Here is a 14157-nt window from a genome sequence, read left to right on the forward strand (position 1 = left end):
GCTTTTAGGAATGATTGAAGAGCGTCTTAGAACGCTTGTCCGCCACATCGGCGCGACCCGACTTGCCGACGCGACCTCGATCAAGGAGCGTCAGCGCTGGCAGACGGTCGCTACAAACCGAAAGGTGAAGGCTCGTGTTGAGGATTTGGAGGAGCTGCTGAGGGCGTTCCCCCAATACGAACTATGGCTTCTTAAAGGCGAGGTTGACCCGGCTAAGGGCCAAGTCTCGCCTGAATACGAAGGAGCTCATCCAGGCGTGGAATAGCTGTCACCACGCTGAAACGGCCAAAGGGAATGAGGGCACGTTATGAGAGCAGACAGGGAAGATGCACCCACCTACCTGCGGACCCGCAACCACGCTAATCACGTCACTAAATGGGCTTTCGCCTGCATTTCGGCAGTTGGCATCACCAGTGGAACCCTCTACTGGGCCGGATCGGCTATGCCAAAGCTCCAGGTTATGCAGAAAGTTGTTTCTACGACTGCGCCCGCAACACAGAAAGGTCCGGATCACTGGGATCGTGTGGTCGAAGAGCAGTTCAGGAAGGACATGGCCAAGAGTCAGGAAGCGGCCTATGTGAGCGTGCCCACCCCACTACCCGAAGCACAGAAGCCCAAGCAAACGATCTTCCACGAAGGCAACTACATCCCTCGCGGCGCTGTGAACACGATCAGCCTGGCTCCGGCGGCACCTCTGCCGGAGAACCCGCCCGAAAGGCGCAAGATGAAAGTGACGATCGTCAGCCAGGAAGACAAGAAGAGTGTCTGCAACTACTACAAGGCAGGAAGTGTGGAGAAGAGGAATTGTCGTCAGTACATAGGCCTTGAATACCGGAACAAGTAATCAGGGTGACGACATGGGAGCCGACCATTCCAGCCGTTTCAACACGGAGCAACCAACTCCTCAACGATCAACATCTTCGCGGGCGCCCGAACGATCAGCCGCACTGTGTCGCCCTGGATCGCCGCAACCTCGATCTCTATCCCGTGAGTGAGCAACAGTCGCATCAGCTCCTCACTCGCCCTGCCTTCCAGGATGTTCAGCGACAGAACATCACCCTTCCGACACTCGCTTTTCTCATCCCCTTTTCGGTAGATTTTGTAGCGCTATGGAGGATTTGGTGGGGAGGGGGAGTAGCGTGCGATTAGTTCTTCTTATGGTTGGCCTGGTTAGGGGGCATAAATGAGGCTCAAGAATTTTCTGTTAAGTCTCTGTGTTGGCTTGTTTCTGGGCGGTGTCGTTTACATTTTTTCCGTTTTAGAGGGTGGGAGAAATGTAATTTTCGTTTCCCTTGCTGTGTTTTTTACTGCTCCGATTGCTGCACTTAGCTCTCCTGATTTTAGTTTGTTCGCTGGGCTGAGAGGTTTGTTTTTATTTGATTGGGTCGTAATCTTCGTAGTGTGCTTGTTTGTGCTGTTTTCTTATCCTGGGGGTATTTTCACTTCTCTGATATATGCTTTCTGTGCTTTTTTTGTGGTTTTGGCTGGCGGTGTTTCGGTGCGACGAAAAAGAGCCTATTCAATTCAAAGTGAAAAATAAGGAGAAAAAGCGGATAGATTTATGTGCGCTCGGCAAAGCTTGGTTGCCTGTAGGGAAAAGAGGCTGATTTATTTTATACCCCTAGATGTGCGAAGGGAGTTCATGTGAGTAGGCGTTGAGTCGCTCGCGAAAAATAAGGATGAGCGAAATGGCTGCTTTGAAACTGATTAATACAGTAGCGCTGCTGGCAGCATCCCTACTCCTGAGTGCCTGCTTTCCGGTCTACAAAACTCTACAGCCCTATGCTGAGGCGCAGGTGTTCGATGAGTCCGGGAAGCGATTGTCCGGCACGAAGACAGAGGTTGCTCTTATAAGTCGTGCATCTCCGTACGGCTATGAGCAATTCAGGACGGTTGTTCATCCTGGGCCTGCAGGCATCGCCAGGTTTTACAAGGTCAAGGACTTTCGATTCGAGTCCTTAACGATGCATGGGATTCAGAGTTTTACCTGGAGTTGGTGCGTAAAAAGTAAAGGTTACGAAACGGTTACTAAATCCTATCGAAGTGATGAACAATTCAAACCGTACGCACAGTTCGTACTCAAGCCGGGCGTCTCAACGGCTTGCCCTGAGCCTGAGTATTAAGAACAGTGCATAGATCAAGGCATAGGGGCAGGCTCATTGTCTGTCGCTTTCTTGCATCCACGCTGGGATGTCCCTTATCCCATGCAACACCCGCCAAACATCAATGTGATCGTCACGTTCGATATAAAAGACCAGGTAGGGATAGCGCTTCAATGTCCAGGAGCGCAGTTCCGGCAGATCGAGTTCGTGGGCGTACCGCGATGAGCCCGACTCGGGATGCCGGCTGATGTGCTTATAGGCTCGCTCCAGGGCGTCGATGAAGCCAAGAGCGGCTTGCTCGGTTGCTTCGCTCAGGTAGTAGCTGATGGCGTCGTCGATATCCTGATTAGCCAGTACCCGGGGGATGATGGGCTTGGCCTTCATGCCTTGGCGTTCCGTACCCGGTTGCGCAGTGCTTCGAAGTAGGTGTCATCGGCCGGGGCGGCCGGGGAGGAGGCGGCGCCTTCCAGGAGCAGGTTGCGCAGGCGCTGTCGGTCCTGGTCCTTGCGGATCAGTTCGCGAACGTACTCGCTACTGGTGCCGTAGCCGCGCTGGCTGACCTGGTCATCGACAAAACTCTTGAGGGCGTCGGGCAGGGAGATGTTCATGGTGCTCATGGGAACCCACCTTTTGGCAAAATTTGCCAAACCATGTTAGCACCTGAGAAAAATAGCAGCGGATCTATTCTCCGTCCCCTGGGGCGAAGAAAAGGCGATCTGTTGAATGGGAGTGGAGACTGTCTCCAGGAACGTGCAGCACTGCATCAGGAGTAGGTTTGATAGGGATGAAGATCACCAATTTTCTGCATGAAACGTGGCCAAAGCTGCTCCTGCTTGGTGCTGGAGTTATGTTGGCTATTCGAGATGAGCCGCTTGGCTTGGGCTTATCGAGTCGGATCATGAACACGGCCGATAACCCCAACATGCTGCTTGATGTCTCAACGACCAATTTCATCGGCTACATCATTATTGGGGTTGCCGCAGTGCTCATCCTGCGGAGGAAGCGGTAGGCAAGAAACTGTCGAAGAACTGTCGAAATCACAGGCACGAACTGTCGAGAATCGACACGCGAGAATGGCCGGAAACCCTGAACTGAGCTGGGCTGCGACGTACTGAGCCAGCCCTCGGGATGATTCAAATCCCTATCTTCCCGCCATACATAGAAAGCGCAAAGCCCCTGATTTCATAGAAGAAATCAGGGGCTTTGTGTTTTAGGGCGCGGAATTTGGGCTCCTACATCCCGCTGCTACTGCTGCCTTCTCCCATGGATCACCCGGTTAGCGGTGAGCCGCAAAGATTGGCGCGTTCTCCTCTTCGGTGCGTGCGAGTGATTCTCCGGACAATTTTCGTATGACCACATAAAAAATGGGGGTCAGGAAGAGTCCGAAGAACGTAACCCCCAGCATGCCGGCGAAGACCGTTACTCCGGTTGCCAGCCGAATCTCTCCGCCTGCACCCTGGCCCAGCAGCAGAGGCACGGAGCCAGCGATGAACGCAATCGACGTCATGATGATGGGGCGCAGACGCAGGCGACATGCCTCGATGGTGGCGTCGATGGTCGCGCGCCCCTGCATTTCAAGCTCGCGTGCGAACTCCACGATCAGGATGGCGTTCTTGCAGGCGAGTCCCATCAGGACGACAAGGCCGACCTGCACGAAAATGTTGTTGTCGCCGCCGGTCATCCAGACGCCGAACAGGGCCGAGAAGATCGAGGCTGGGACGATCAGGATCACCGAGAAGGGCAATATCCAGCTTTCGTACAGCACGGCCAGCGTGACGAAGACCAGCAGGATCGCAACCGGGAAGACGATGATGGCGGAGTTGCTCTGGGTGACCTCCTGATAACTGAGGTCTGTCCATTCCAGTTCGATCCCTTGCGGCAGCACCTTCGCGGCAATCTTGGTGATCTTTTCGATTGCCTGGGATGACGACAGGATGCTCGGGTTCGTTCCCCCGATGAGGTCGGCAGCGGGGTAGCCGTTGTAGCGGATGACCGGGTCCGGTCCGAAGCTCTGTTCAACGCGCACTACCGAGGAGATGGGCACCATTGCGCCGCTGGTGGACCTCACGCGCAGGTTCTCGATGTCGCTGATCTGCTGCCGGTGCGCGGCATCCGCCTGGACCATGACTCGGTACACGCGACCAAATTTGTTGAAGTCGTTGACATACACCGCACCGAGATAGGTCTGCAGCGTCTCGAATATCTCCTTGACCGAAACGCCCTGGACCTTGGCTTTCACGCGGTCCACGACCACTTCAAGCTGCGGGATGTTGGCCTGGTAGGACGTCACCGGATAGGACATCCCGGGCGTCGCGGCGATCGCCGCCTGAAGCTTGGTCAAGGCGTCGTTGAGGGCGGGATATCCGAGGCCCCCACGGTCTTTCAGATACAGCGAGTAGCCCGAACCGTTGCCAAGCCCCTGGATTGGTGGCGGCATCAAGGCGTAGGTGTAACCACCTTTGATCTTCGAGAATTTCTCGTTCAACTCTGCATTGATCGCTTCTGCGCTCCTGGTTCGCTCTGCGAAGGGTTTCAGCACCACGTAAGAAGCGGAGACATTGGGCGTGTTTACCGTTTGCAGTGCGTTGAAGCCAATGTAGTCGGAGACTAGTTCGACCCCTTCGGTGGAGCGGGCAGCATCGCTCATCTGCCGAGCAACCTCCGCTGTCCTGGAAAGGGATGCGCCACCTGGGAGCTGGGCGCCACTGAACAGGTAGAGCTTGTCCTGGGTAGGAATGAAGCCGCTGGGAACCTGGTTGAACAGCAGCGCCGTGCCGCCCAGGAGTACGACGTAGAACGCCATGAACATGCCGCGCCGCCCCAGCGATCTGCCCACCGCGGAACCGTAGCCGTTGGAGCTTTTCAGGAAGAAGCGGTTGAAGGGGGTGAACAGCCAGCCGAAGCAGCCGGCGAGCAATCTTTCGAACCGGTCCTTGGGCGCGGAGTGGGGGACGAGCAGCTTGGCCGCCAGGGCGGGAGAAAGGGTGAGGGAGTTGATCGCGGAGATCACAGTGGAGATGGCGATGGTCACTGCGAACTGCTTGTAGAACTCGCCCGTGATCCCCGAGAGGAAGGCCATCGGCACGAAAACGGCGCACAGGACCAGTGCAATGGCGATGATCGGCCCGGAAACCTCCTGCATGGCCTTGTGCGCGGCCGCTTTAGGGGGCAGCCCTTCGGCGATGTAACGTTCCACGTTCTCCACGACCACGATGGCGTCATCGACCACGATGCCGATCGCCAGCACCAGACCGAAGAGGGTCAGGGTGTTGATGGAGTAGCCGAGCAGAAGCAGGAATACGAAGGTACCCACGACGGAAACCGGTACCGCCGCAAGCGGGATGAGCGAGGCCCGCCAGGTTTGCAGGAAAAGAATGACGACCAGTATGACCAGGACAACCGCTTCGATCAGGGTGGCCTTGACCGAACTGATCGAATCCCGGACGAACGTCGTGGGGTCCCAGACGGCTTGATACTTGACCCCTTCGGGGAAGTCGGCGGACAACCTGTCGAGCTTTTCATAAACCGCATCGGCCACATCCAGGGCGTTGGCTCCTGGCGAAAGGAACACACCGATGGTCGTCGCATTCTGTCCATTCTTCTGGACGCGCATGGTGTAGTCGCCGGAGCCAAGCTCGATCCTGGCCACATCCGCAAGCGTCACGACCTGGCCCTGCTCACCGACCTTGAGCACGATCTCCTTGAATTCGTCCTCGGTTTTCAGGCGACCGCGCACGCTGATAGGGATCAGGAAATTCGTCGATTTGGGGGACGGTTCCGCACCCAGTTGACCGGCAGATGCTTGCGCGTTCTGCTCCCTGATCGCACTCACCACATCGGCGACCGCGAGCCCGCGCGAAGCCAGCTTGTCCGGATCCAGCCATACCCGCATGGCGTAATCGCCCGCACCGTACAACCCCACATCCCCGATGCCTTGGATTCTCGACAGTTCGTCTTTGACGTTCAGCGTCAGGTAGTTCCTCAGGTACAGCGAGTCGTACTTCGGGTCCTCGGAATACAGGCTCACGTACATCAATGGGGTGGGCGACTGCTTTTGCGTCGTCACGCCGTACTGACGCACTTCTTCCGGCAGACGGCTCAGTGCCTGGTTGACCCGGTTCTGCACCCTTACCGCTGCGGTGTCAGGGTCCACCGAAGGTTGAAAGGTGGCGATGATCTGCAAGGTACCGTCCGAGCCTGAAACGGACTTCATGTACATGATCCCTTCCACGCCATTGATGGCTTCCTCCAGTGGTGTTGCCACGGTCTCGGCGATTTCTTTCGGGTTGGCGCCCGAATAGACCGCACGTACGACGACGCTCGGAGGTACCACTTCCGGGTACTCGCCGACCGGCAGCAGTGGAATGGATACCAGGCCAAGTGCGAAGATCACCAGGGAAAGCACGATTGCGTATATGGGCTTTTCAATAAAAATCTTTGAGAAGTTCATCTTTCTGACCACCGTTCTTTCTGTGGTTTACATGGTGACTTCAACGGGTGTAACGACTGCACCCGGGCTGGATCTGTGCAAGCCGTTGACTACGATGCGGTCATCTTTAGAAAGCCCTTTCGCAACGATACGAAGCCCTTCTTCTGTAAGTTTTCCGAGAACGATATCTTTCCGGCTGACCGTATTGTCCGTTGCCAGCACATAGACATATTTCTTGTTCTGATCAGTCAGGATCGCCTTGTCGTCAATAAGAATGGCATCCGTCTTTTCATTGTTTGCCAATTGAACTCTTGCAAAGAGGCCTGGAGTGAACTTTCGGTGGGAGTTATCCAGCGTTGCGCGTGCGCGGATTGTGCCCGTCTGCGGATCGAGGACGTTGTCCAGGAAGTCGGCTGTGCCCGAGTGGGGAAAGCCTTCCTCGTTGGCCAGGCCAATACGCACAGGAAAACTCGTCTTGTGTGTTTCCTGACTCTTTTGTGTGTAGTTAAGGAAACTCTTTTCATCCGGGTCGAAGTAAACATAAATGGGGTTGATTGAGACGACTCTGGTCAGCACCGACTGATCTGCAATGGCAAGGTTTCCGAGTGTCAGCAATGCATTGCTTACTTTGCCATCGATCGGGGCTCGGACCTTGGTGAATTCCACATTCAGCTTCGCCACGGCAACCGCGGCCTTCGCTTCCCTTACCAAGGCTTCACTTTGAACCCGGGCAGCACGTTTGGTATCGGCGGCATCCCGGGAAATGGCGCTTGTCGGCAGCAATCGCTGAGCGCGCTTGTCCTGGGCCTGGGCCAGTGTCAGTGCCGCCTGGGCCTGTTCCAGGCGCGCCAGCGCACTGTTCAATTCAGCCTCGAAGGGACGTGGATCAATTTCAAACAGCAAGTCGCCCCGCTTGACTTCACTTCCTTCTTCAAACGCGATCTGGCGGATATAGCCACTTACCCGAGGGCGGATTTCAACAGCGTCGGTGGCTGCGATTCGCCCGTTGAATTCATTCCATTGCTGAGTTTCCTTATGCACGACTCGCGCGACATCAACGGTGGGTGCCGCGCTTGGCACCGCTGTATCTGCTGCGCCTTCCTTGCAAGCGCCGAGCACGAGCGACATTGCTGCAATCAACGCCAAGGCCGGGGCCTTATCGCCGGTAAATGAGCGAATTGCCCGGTCCGAGATTCTTCTGTAGTGGGGGAGAGTGATCATGATAATTCTCCGCCCGCATCTTTCCTGCGGGGTCGGTAGTGGTTACAGGCAAGTTTCTGCTCATCGAACTGCGATAAAAGCGCCCAGCGAATTTTCCTGATGCTTGGAACCGTCCATGGCGTTGGCGTTTCCGAGTGATTTGACGGCCGTCGCAATCTTTGCCGATTCCGTCTAGTTGCGAGTGGCAGCAGAGTGGAGAGAGTCGATTCGTTCAATCAGTCGATCACTGCCTCCTTCTGCAAAAACAGGTGCTGAAACTCCAACTACTGCGCAAAGAAAAACAAGCTTGAGAAATTTCATGACGATCTCCAGGCAAAAGGTGGCCAAGCAGCAATCTTCCTCGGATGTTTGCCACTCGGAATGCACTTGTAGTGAGTTGAGTTCGGTTAACTTTTAACTGTTGCCGGCGAAACCTGTACTTGCTTCTCCAACTGGCCCAATAAACCTATGGCCAGAAAAGCCGGTTTCATGGCGTTCACTCCGGTTGCATGGCGAAGCCAACGCCAAACCGATTCCAGGCATTGATGGCGGCGATGACGAAGGTCAGTTCGGCCAACTCCTGGTCGCTGAACACGGCGGCCACTTTTTCGTAGATGTCGTCCGGCGCATGCGTGGCTGCAACCAGGGTCAGTGTTTCGGTCCACAGCAGGGCGGCGCGTTCGCGTTCGTCGAAGAACGGCGTTTCCTTCCATGTGCTGACCGCCATCAGGCGCCGAAGGGTTTCGCCTTCCTTGCTCGCATCAGTGGTGTGCATATCGACGCAGTAGGCGCAGCCGTTGATCTGCGAAGCTCGGATACGCACCAACTCGCGCAGGGAGCGCGGGAGGATCGATTCGGAAGCGGCTTTCTCGAGGCCAAGCATGGCTTTCATGGCTTGAGGAGCGGCTTGGTAGTAATTGAGGCGTTTCGAGCTCATTTTTCACTCTCCAGGTAACCGAAGAATTTCGGCCGTGGAGTCACTTTATTGGGTGATGGTGCATGGATAAATTGGGTAATATCGTTTTCATTGTGCGTAAAGTCGGACAGTCATGGCTTTTGATCGATTAGAGGCAATGCGCGCGTTCTGCCGCATTGTCGAAGTGGGAAGCTTCACCGGTGCAGCGGAGTCGCTGAGCGTGGCGAAGACAACGATTTCCGGGCAGATCCAGGGGCTTGAATCGCTACTGGGCGTGAAGCTGCTGCACAGAACCACCCGAAGGGTGACCCCGACCACTGATGGCGCCGCCTACTATGAGCGCGCACGTGCGGTACTGGATGACCTCGATGAACTTGAAGCCTCGGTTGCGCAAAGTCGCAGCGTGGCGCGGGGGAGGGTGAGGGTCGAGATGCCTTCGCCGGTCGGTGCATGCCTCATCATCCCGTCGCTGCCTGACTTCGCGACGCTCCATCCGCAAATCCAACTGGACATAGGTTGCAGCGAGCGCGTGGTCGACCTCGTGCAGGAAGGCATCGACTGCGCGTTCCGGGGCGGGCCGGTCGCGGATCAGGGGCTGGTGTGTCGTCCCGTTGGGCAAATGCGGTTTTGCCTTTGTGCATCGCCGGCTTATCTAAGCGACTCGGTGCCGATACTTGAGCCGGGCGATTTGCTGCAGCACCGGTATCTCGGTTTCACCTTTCCGGGCTCAGGCAAGCAGATGACCCCCGTGCTCCGGCGGGGCGATGAAAGCTTCACGGTCGACCAGTTGCCAGCGATGCGTTTCAACAATGGTGGTGCGTACATAACGGCGGGCCTGGCAGGGCTTGGCATCGTTTCAGTCCCGCTTGCCGAAGCCAGTCCGCACCTTCAGACAGGGAAGCTGGTTGAGGTGTTGCCTGGCTGGGCACTGGGCAGCATGCCGATCAGTCTCGTGTACCCATACTCACGACACCTGTCGGCCAGGGTACGGGTATTCGCCGATTGGGCGGCGGCGCTGATGGCAAGCGACCCGCTCTGGAAGTTGTAGGCCTGAACCTTCGGTCGCTATATGAAAACCCCCGCAGACCATTGGCCTGCGGGGGTTCTCCTCTTCAGCTTCTCAAGCAAGAAAGCGCATGAGTCTCAGGCGCTGGAGCACATCCGCGCGGCATTGATCAGCCTGCCTTTGTCCTGCCAGGCGTTGCGTTGATACACGGAGTACTGTGTCGGGCCCTGGCCACTGGAGAGCTCGACCAGGCCGGAGGCCTTGGCCGGGTCGGTATCGCCAACGAACAGCAGTGTCTTGCCGTTTTCTTCCGAGGTAAAGGTCCGGACATCCTGACGGATTTCGCCTTTCACGCAGTTCAGGTAATCCGGATTTGCCTGGCTGGTGACGCCGGATGTCCCGTCGCGGCTGGATCGTATGTCGGGGTTGTGAGTGCTACAGCCTGTTGCGATCAGCAGGGTGGAGAGAATCAGGATACTGCCGTTGCGAAGGGATGCTGAAGAGAGGCCAGGGTGAGTGTGGTTCATGGCTGTTGCTCCAGGCTGGGGCGGGTGGCCAGCCGGCATTTGCTGGCTGGTCGTTGAGGCAGGGCGCCTGGAGCGGAGGCCACGACAGGAGGGGGCATCCTTTGCCCAGGTGGCCACTGCCTGTCCCGGATAAGTGTATTCCCGTTTTTCCTTAGGCGACGGGGAGAAGGAGAGGCCGATTCGAAGAATGTGGTTCTCCGTCAGAATTTTGCCAGTTCCCTGGAACATTGATGTCGGGTGCGCTATCGCTAATTAGGTGCATCTGGCTATGTGATGCACCAGGAGCGATTCGTGATCGAACCGGTTTACTGGGCGGAGCTGCGTCAGCTCTCGCTCAACGTATCTGCCGCGCACATCGCCATGGTGGCCTTCCTGGAAGAAGCAGCAGTCCCATGGTCGGATGACCAGATGGCGGAATTCACGCGGCTCATTCTGTGCGAGCGCATTGCGATCAGTGCGTACGCGACTCTCTATTCGTACCTCGACAGCCGACTACCGGCCCCCGTGCGATTGCGGCTGGTAGCTGGCGAATAGGCTCGGGCTGTCTCCAGCTCAGGATTCGGGTTCGGCAATCGCCTCGATCAACTGCTCATCATCGTTCTGTGCACTGTTCACACGTGTGGAAACCGCGTGCCCGGTGAAATCTCCGCGCGCCTGGCCGATGGCTTGGTGAACTTGTTCCTCCTTGGTGCCGGGGCTGAGCCACGGACTGAACTGCTCCTGGGGAAGTATTACGGGCATGCGGTTGTGAATGGCGCTGATGGAGGGCGCTGCATCCCGGGTGAGAAGGGCGCAGGAGATGACTTCCTGTCCGTCCGGGCCTGTCCAGGAGGCCCAGATGGCGGCAATCGCCAGCATCGGGTCGTTCGGGCTGTAGAGGTAGTAGGGCTGATGTACCAGGCGGCCGCGGGCACTGCGTACCTGCTCCTGGGGGTTCCATTCATACCAGCCCTGGGCGGGCATCAGGCAGCGCTGGCTGCGCAAGCCCTGGCGCCACAGCGGCTTGCTGGCGGCTTCTTCACTGCGAGCGAAGACGGCATGCAGTGGAGGCTTTTCCTCTTTCCACCAGGACGGTATCAGTCCCCAGCGTGCGGGAATCAGCTCCAGTTCGCCTTGCCGGTCAAGGCGCAATAGGGGCACTTGGGTAGTGGGCGCAACATTGAAGCTCTGGATCCAGCGTCCCGAGTCCCGGGCACCGATATGCCAGTAGTCTTCGATGGCACGCTCGGAGGGGCTGACATAGCGTCCACACATGGGCGGGGTCCTGTCGCTGGCAGTGGTTACAGCATAGAGCCTGTGCACTCCCCGAAGTTTGAGTGATGCGAGGTGGCCATCCGTTTGCTGGCTAATTGATGGCGTATCTCCTGCGATCTTCATCGTAAAAGGCGACAAACTGCACGTTTTTTACACGCACTCGGAAGAACCGAATGACCTTGCGCCAGTCTGTTCTCCTAGGTCTGCCCCCGAGGAAGCCGTACAGGACAGTGGCGCAATGCCATGGCGGGCCACCTACAACAACTTCAAAAGGATTGAAGTCATGACCCACAAGTACAACGTCAGACGTGTTGTTGGTTCCCTGTTTCTTGCCGCTTCAACTTCCACCCTTGCTGCGCCGGCTGCCGATGGCGATGCCTTCGGCGAATTCTGGAGTCCCGGCAAACCCAACCCCGCCATTTGCAAATCGCCTTTGCTGGTCGGTACGCCCTTGGGCCTGCCGCGTTGTCTGGAGGCGGGCAATGTGATGCACCGCCTGCAGCAGTTGCAGGACATCGCCACGCTCAACGATGGCAACCGCGCGGCCGGCCTGCCGGGCTACCAGGCTTCGATCGATTACGTGAAGAAGACGCTGGAACACGCCGGCTACCAGGTGCGGGTTCAACCCTTCCCCTTCACCGCCTTCTTCCCGAAGGGACCGGGCACCCTGCAGGCACTGGTGCCGCAACCGGCCGACTACGTCTGGGAGGAGGACTTCAACTACCTGTCGCAGACCGACCCCGGTGATGTCAGCGCGCCGGTCGTGGCGGTGGACCTGTCCCTCGGGGCCGGCAATACCTCCACCAGCGGCTGCGAGGCGGAAGATTTCGCTGGCTTTCCCAGCGGCGCGATCGCTCTGGTCCAACGCGGCAGCTGCAACTTCGAGCTGAAGGCGGAGAATGCCGCGGCTGCAGGTGCGGCGGGCGTGATCATCTTCAACCAGGGCAACACCGAGGACCGCAAGGGCCTTGAGAACGTCACCCTGGGAGACACCTACGAGGGTGGCATCCCGGTGCTGTTCGCCACCTATGACAACGGCGTGGCCTGGTCCCAGACTCCTGGCCTGCAATTGCGCATGGTCGCGGATGTGATTCGCGAGAAGACACAAACCTTCAACCTGGTGGCGGAGACCCGGCGTGGCGATCCGAAGAACGTGGTGATGGCCGGCGCGCACCTGGACTCGGTGTTCGAGGGGCCAGGTATCAACGACAACGGCTCGGGCAGCGCGGCCTTGCTGGAAATGGCCGTACTGCTGCGCAAGGCGCACCCGCAGAACAAGGTGCGTTTCGCCTGGTGGGGCGCCGAGGAGTCGGGGCTGGTGGGCTCGACGTTCTACGTCAACAGCCTGAGCGATGAGGAGCGGAAGAAGATCAAGGCCTACCTGAACTTCGACATGATCGGTTCGCCGAACTTCGGCAACTTCATCTATGACGGCGATGGTTCCTCCTTTGGCCTGCCGGGTCCGGCAGGTTCTGCTGCCATCGAGCGCTTGTTCGAGGCCTACTTCAAGCTTCGCAGCGAGCCCTTCGAAGGTACCCAGATCGATTTCCGCTCCGACTATGCGCAGTTCTTCGAGGTGGGCATCCCCTTCGGTGGCCTGTTCACGGGCGCCGAAGATATCAAGAGCGAGGAGCAGGCACAGAAGTATGGCGGCGCTGCCGGCCAGCCCTTCGACCCGTGCTACCACCAGGGTTGCGACACCACCGCCAACATCGACCTGAACGCCCTGGAGATCAACGGCGACGCCATGGCGTTCGCCACCAGCTGGCTGTCACTGTCGACGAAGATCATCGACGACGAGATCGCCGCGGCCGCCGAACAGGCGAAAGGTGTCACCACCCTGCGTCAGCAGTCGGTGCGCCAGGCCGAGCGCTGGGGTAATCACTACGTGAAATGACGGGAAGGGCATCTGGCCTGCGGGAAGTTCGTGCTTTCGCAGGCCTTCTGCCTTTTCCGAATTGACCGTGGGAAGTCTCTGCGATTTACTGTATATAAATACAGTATTCGTAGGATTTCCCCCAATGGCCTTGATGATTGTTCCTGGCCCTTTCGGCAGCCCCGCCCCGGGGCTGCCGTTTTTCTCTTCTGCCAGTGAGTGGAGCTGATGGGCGCTGTCGTTGCCCTCGATGCCCTGCTCAATGAGCGGCGGGTCTGGAAAGGCCAGCCCGGCGCGTTGCTGTCCGGCAGCTGCCAGCCCACCGGCCTGGCCGCCCTGGATCGGGTCCTGCCCGGCGGTGGCTGGCCCGAAGCCGCACTCAGCGAAATCCTCACTCCAGCCACGGGCCTGGGTGAGTTGCGCCTGCTCTGGCCCACCTTGGCGCGGCTGACCGCCAGTGCCGAGCGCGTGGTGCTGGTGGCGCCACCGCATATTCCTTATCCACAGGCCTGGCAGGCGGCAGGCGTGGACCTGCGCTGGCTGGCACTGGTGGAGGCGAGCGGGCGCGATGCCCTCTGGGCGGCCGAGCAATGCCTGCGTTCCGGCAGTTGCGGTGCGGTGCTCTGCTGGCCGCAGCAGGTCGATGATCGCGCCCTGCGCCGTTTGCAGGTGGCCGCGGAAACCGGCCAGACGCTGGCCTTCGCCTATCGCCCCCTGGAGGCCGCCCTGAACCCCTCGCCGGCGGCCTTGCGCATCGCCGTCGACGGATGGCCGGCGCAATTGCGGGTGCTCAAGTGCCGGGGCGGCCTTCCATCGGCGACCCCCATCGCCCTGGCTCGATGACGCG

At 58.3% G+C, this 14157-nt stretch carries 16 protein-coding genes; 8 read left to right on the forward strand and 8 right to left on the reverse strand.

The genetic code is table 11. The annotated features are described in order from the left end of the window. Positions 1 to 307: 307 nt before the first annotated feature. From D6Z43_RS26670 to D6Z43_RS26680, 3 genes are all read left to right on the forward strand, one after another. A complete protein-coding gene (locus D6Z43_RS26670) occupies positions 308 to 844 on the forward strand; it encodes a hypothetical protein (protein WP_120654975.1) in 537 nt (178 codons plus the stop codon). Between the two features lie 339 nt (positions 845 to 1183). Further along, positions 1184 to 1540 carry a hypothetical protein gene (locus tag D6Z43_RS28015; protein WP_162945876.1) on the forward strand — a complete coding sequence of 119 codons (357 nt, stop codon included), beginning with the start codon at positions 1184 to 1186 and terminating at the stop codon, positions 1538 to 1540. 148 nt (positions 1541 to 1688) lie between these two features. Continuing rightward, on the forward strand, positions 1689 to 2123 hold the full coding sequence (locus D6Z43_RS26680; protein ID WP_120654977.1) for a carboxypeptidase regulatory-like domain-containing protein: 435 nt from the start codon (positions 1689 to 1691) through the stop codon (positions 2121 to 2123). A 33-nt stretch (positions 2124 to 2156) separates the two neighbouring features. On the opposite strand, the gene D6Z43_RS26685 is transcribed toward D6Z43_RS26680, so the two are convergent. Then, the gene (locus D6Z43_RS26685) at positions 2157 to 2486 is read right to left on the reverse strand and encodes a type II toxin-antitoxin system RelE/ParE family toxin (RefSeq protein WP_120654978.1); all 330 of its coding nucleotides are present in this window, start codon (positions 2484 to 2486) and stop codon (positions 2157 to 2159) included. Next, positions 2483 to 2719, reverse strand: coding sequence for a type II toxin-antitoxin system ParD family antitoxin (locus D6Z43_RS26690; RefSeq protein WP_120654979.1), 237 nt, complete (start codon positions 2717 to 2719; stop codon positions 2483 to 2485). Before D6Z43_RS26690 ends, D6Z43_RS26685 begins: the two co-directional genes overlap by 4 nt. Positions 2720 to 2886: 167 nt before the next feature. Between D6Z43_RS26690 and D6Z43_RS26695 the strand changes: the two genes are divergently transcribed. After that, entirely contained in the window at positions 2887 to 3111 is a 225-nt protein-coding gene (locus D6Z43_RS26695) for a hypothetical protein (RefSeq protein WP_120654980.1), read from the forward strand. A 267-nt stretch (positions 3112 to 3378) separates the two neighbouring features. Here D6Z43_RS26695 and D6Z43_RS26700 read toward each other — a convergent pair whose 3' ends face one another. From D6Z43_RS26700 to D6Z43_RS26710, 4 genes are all read right to left on the reverse strand, one after another. After that, positions 3379 to 6552 carry an efflux RND transporter permease subunit gene (locus D6Z43_RS26700; RefSeq protein ID WP_120654981.1) on the reverse strand — a complete coding sequence of 1058 codons (3174 nt, stop codon included), beginning with the start codon at positions 6550 to 6552 and terminating at the stop codon, positions 3379 to 3381. 27 nt (positions 6553 to 6579) lie between these two features. Then, a complete protein-coding gene (locus tag D6Z43_RS26705) occupies positions 6580 to 7752 on the reverse strand; it encodes an efflux RND transporter periplasmic adaptor subunit (protein WP_120654982.1) in 1173 nt (390 codons plus the stop codon). A gap of 171 nt (positions 7753 to 7923) precedes the next feature. Continuing rightward, positions 7924 to 8052, reverse strand: coding sequence for a co-regulatory protein PtrA N-terminal domain-containing protein (locus D6Z43_RS28870; protein WP_371924297.1), 129 nt, complete (start codon positions 8050 to 8052; stop codon positions 7924 to 7926). Positions 8053 to 8227: 175 nt separating this feature from the next. Next, the gene (locus D6Z43_RS26710) at positions 8228 to 8668 is read right to left on the reverse strand and encodes a carboxymuconolactone decarboxylase family protein (protein ID WP_120654983.1); all 441 of its coding nucleotides are present in this window, start codon (positions 8666 to 8668) and stop codon (positions 8228 to 8230) included. A 112-nt stretch (positions 8669 to 8780) separates the two neighbouring features. On the opposite strand from D6Z43_RS26710, the gene D6Z43_RS26715 reads away from it, so the two are divergent. Further along, positions 8781 to 9695, forward strand: coding sequence for a LysR family transcriptional regulator (locus D6Z43_RS26715; protein ID WP_120654984.1), 915 nt, complete (start codon positions 8781 to 8783; stop codon positions 9693 to 9695). 95 nt (positions 9696 to 9790) lie between these two features. Here the strand turns inward: D6Z43_RS26715 and D6Z43_RS26720 are convergent, their stop codons facing one another. Beyond that, on the reverse strand, positions 9791 to 10180 hold the full coding sequence (locus D6Z43_RS26720; protein ID WP_120654985.1) for a hypothetical protein: 390 nt from the start codon (positions 10178 to 10180) through the stop codon (positions 9791 to 9793). 291 nt (positions 10181 to 10471) lie between these two features. On the opposite strand from D6Z43_RS26720, the gene D6Z43_RS26725 reads away from it, so the two are divergent. Then, positions 10472 to 10714: a hypothetical protein gene (locus D6Z43_RS26725; RefSeq protein WP_120654986.1), complete on the forward strand. Its 243-nt coding sequence runs from the start codon at positions 10472 to 10474 to the stop codon at positions 10712 to 10714. An 18-nt stretch (positions 10715 to 10732) separates the two neighbouring features. Here the strand turns inward: D6Z43_RS26725 and D6Z43_RS26730 are convergent, their stop codons facing one another. Further along, complete coding sequence (locus tag D6Z43_RS26730; RefSeq protein WP_120654987.1) at positions 10733 to 11434, reverse strand: SOS response-associated peptidase; 702 nt, start codon at positions 11432 to 11434, stop codon at positions 10733 to 10735. 283 nt (positions 11435 to 11717) lie between these two features. Between D6Z43_RS26730 and D6Z43_RS26735 the strand changes: the two genes are divergently transcribed. Together D6Z43_RS26735 and imuA are read left to right on the forward strand one after the other, a co-directional pair. After that, positions 11718 to 13331 carry a M28 family metallopeptidase gene (locus D6Z43_RS26735; protein ID WP_120655376.1) on the forward strand — a complete coding sequence of 538 codons (1614 nt, stop codon included), beginning with the start codon at positions 11718 to 11720 and terminating at the stop codon, positions 13329 to 13331. A 207-nt stretch (positions 13332 to 13538) separates the two neighbouring features. Then, positions 13539 to 14153 (forward strand): translesion DNA synthesis-associated protein ImuA, encoded by a 615-nt coding sequence (gene imuA, locus D6Z43_RS26740; protein ID WP_120654988.1) that lies wholly within the window; start codon positions 13539 to 13541, stop codon positions 14151 to 14153. Positions 14154 to 14157 lie beyond the last annotated feature (4 nt).

Origin of the sequence: Pseudomonas sp. DY-1 (genome assembly GCF_003626975.1) — a bacterium.
GTDB lineage: Bacteria > Pseudomonadota > Gammaproteobacteria > Pseudomonadales > Pseudomonadaceae > Metapseudomonas.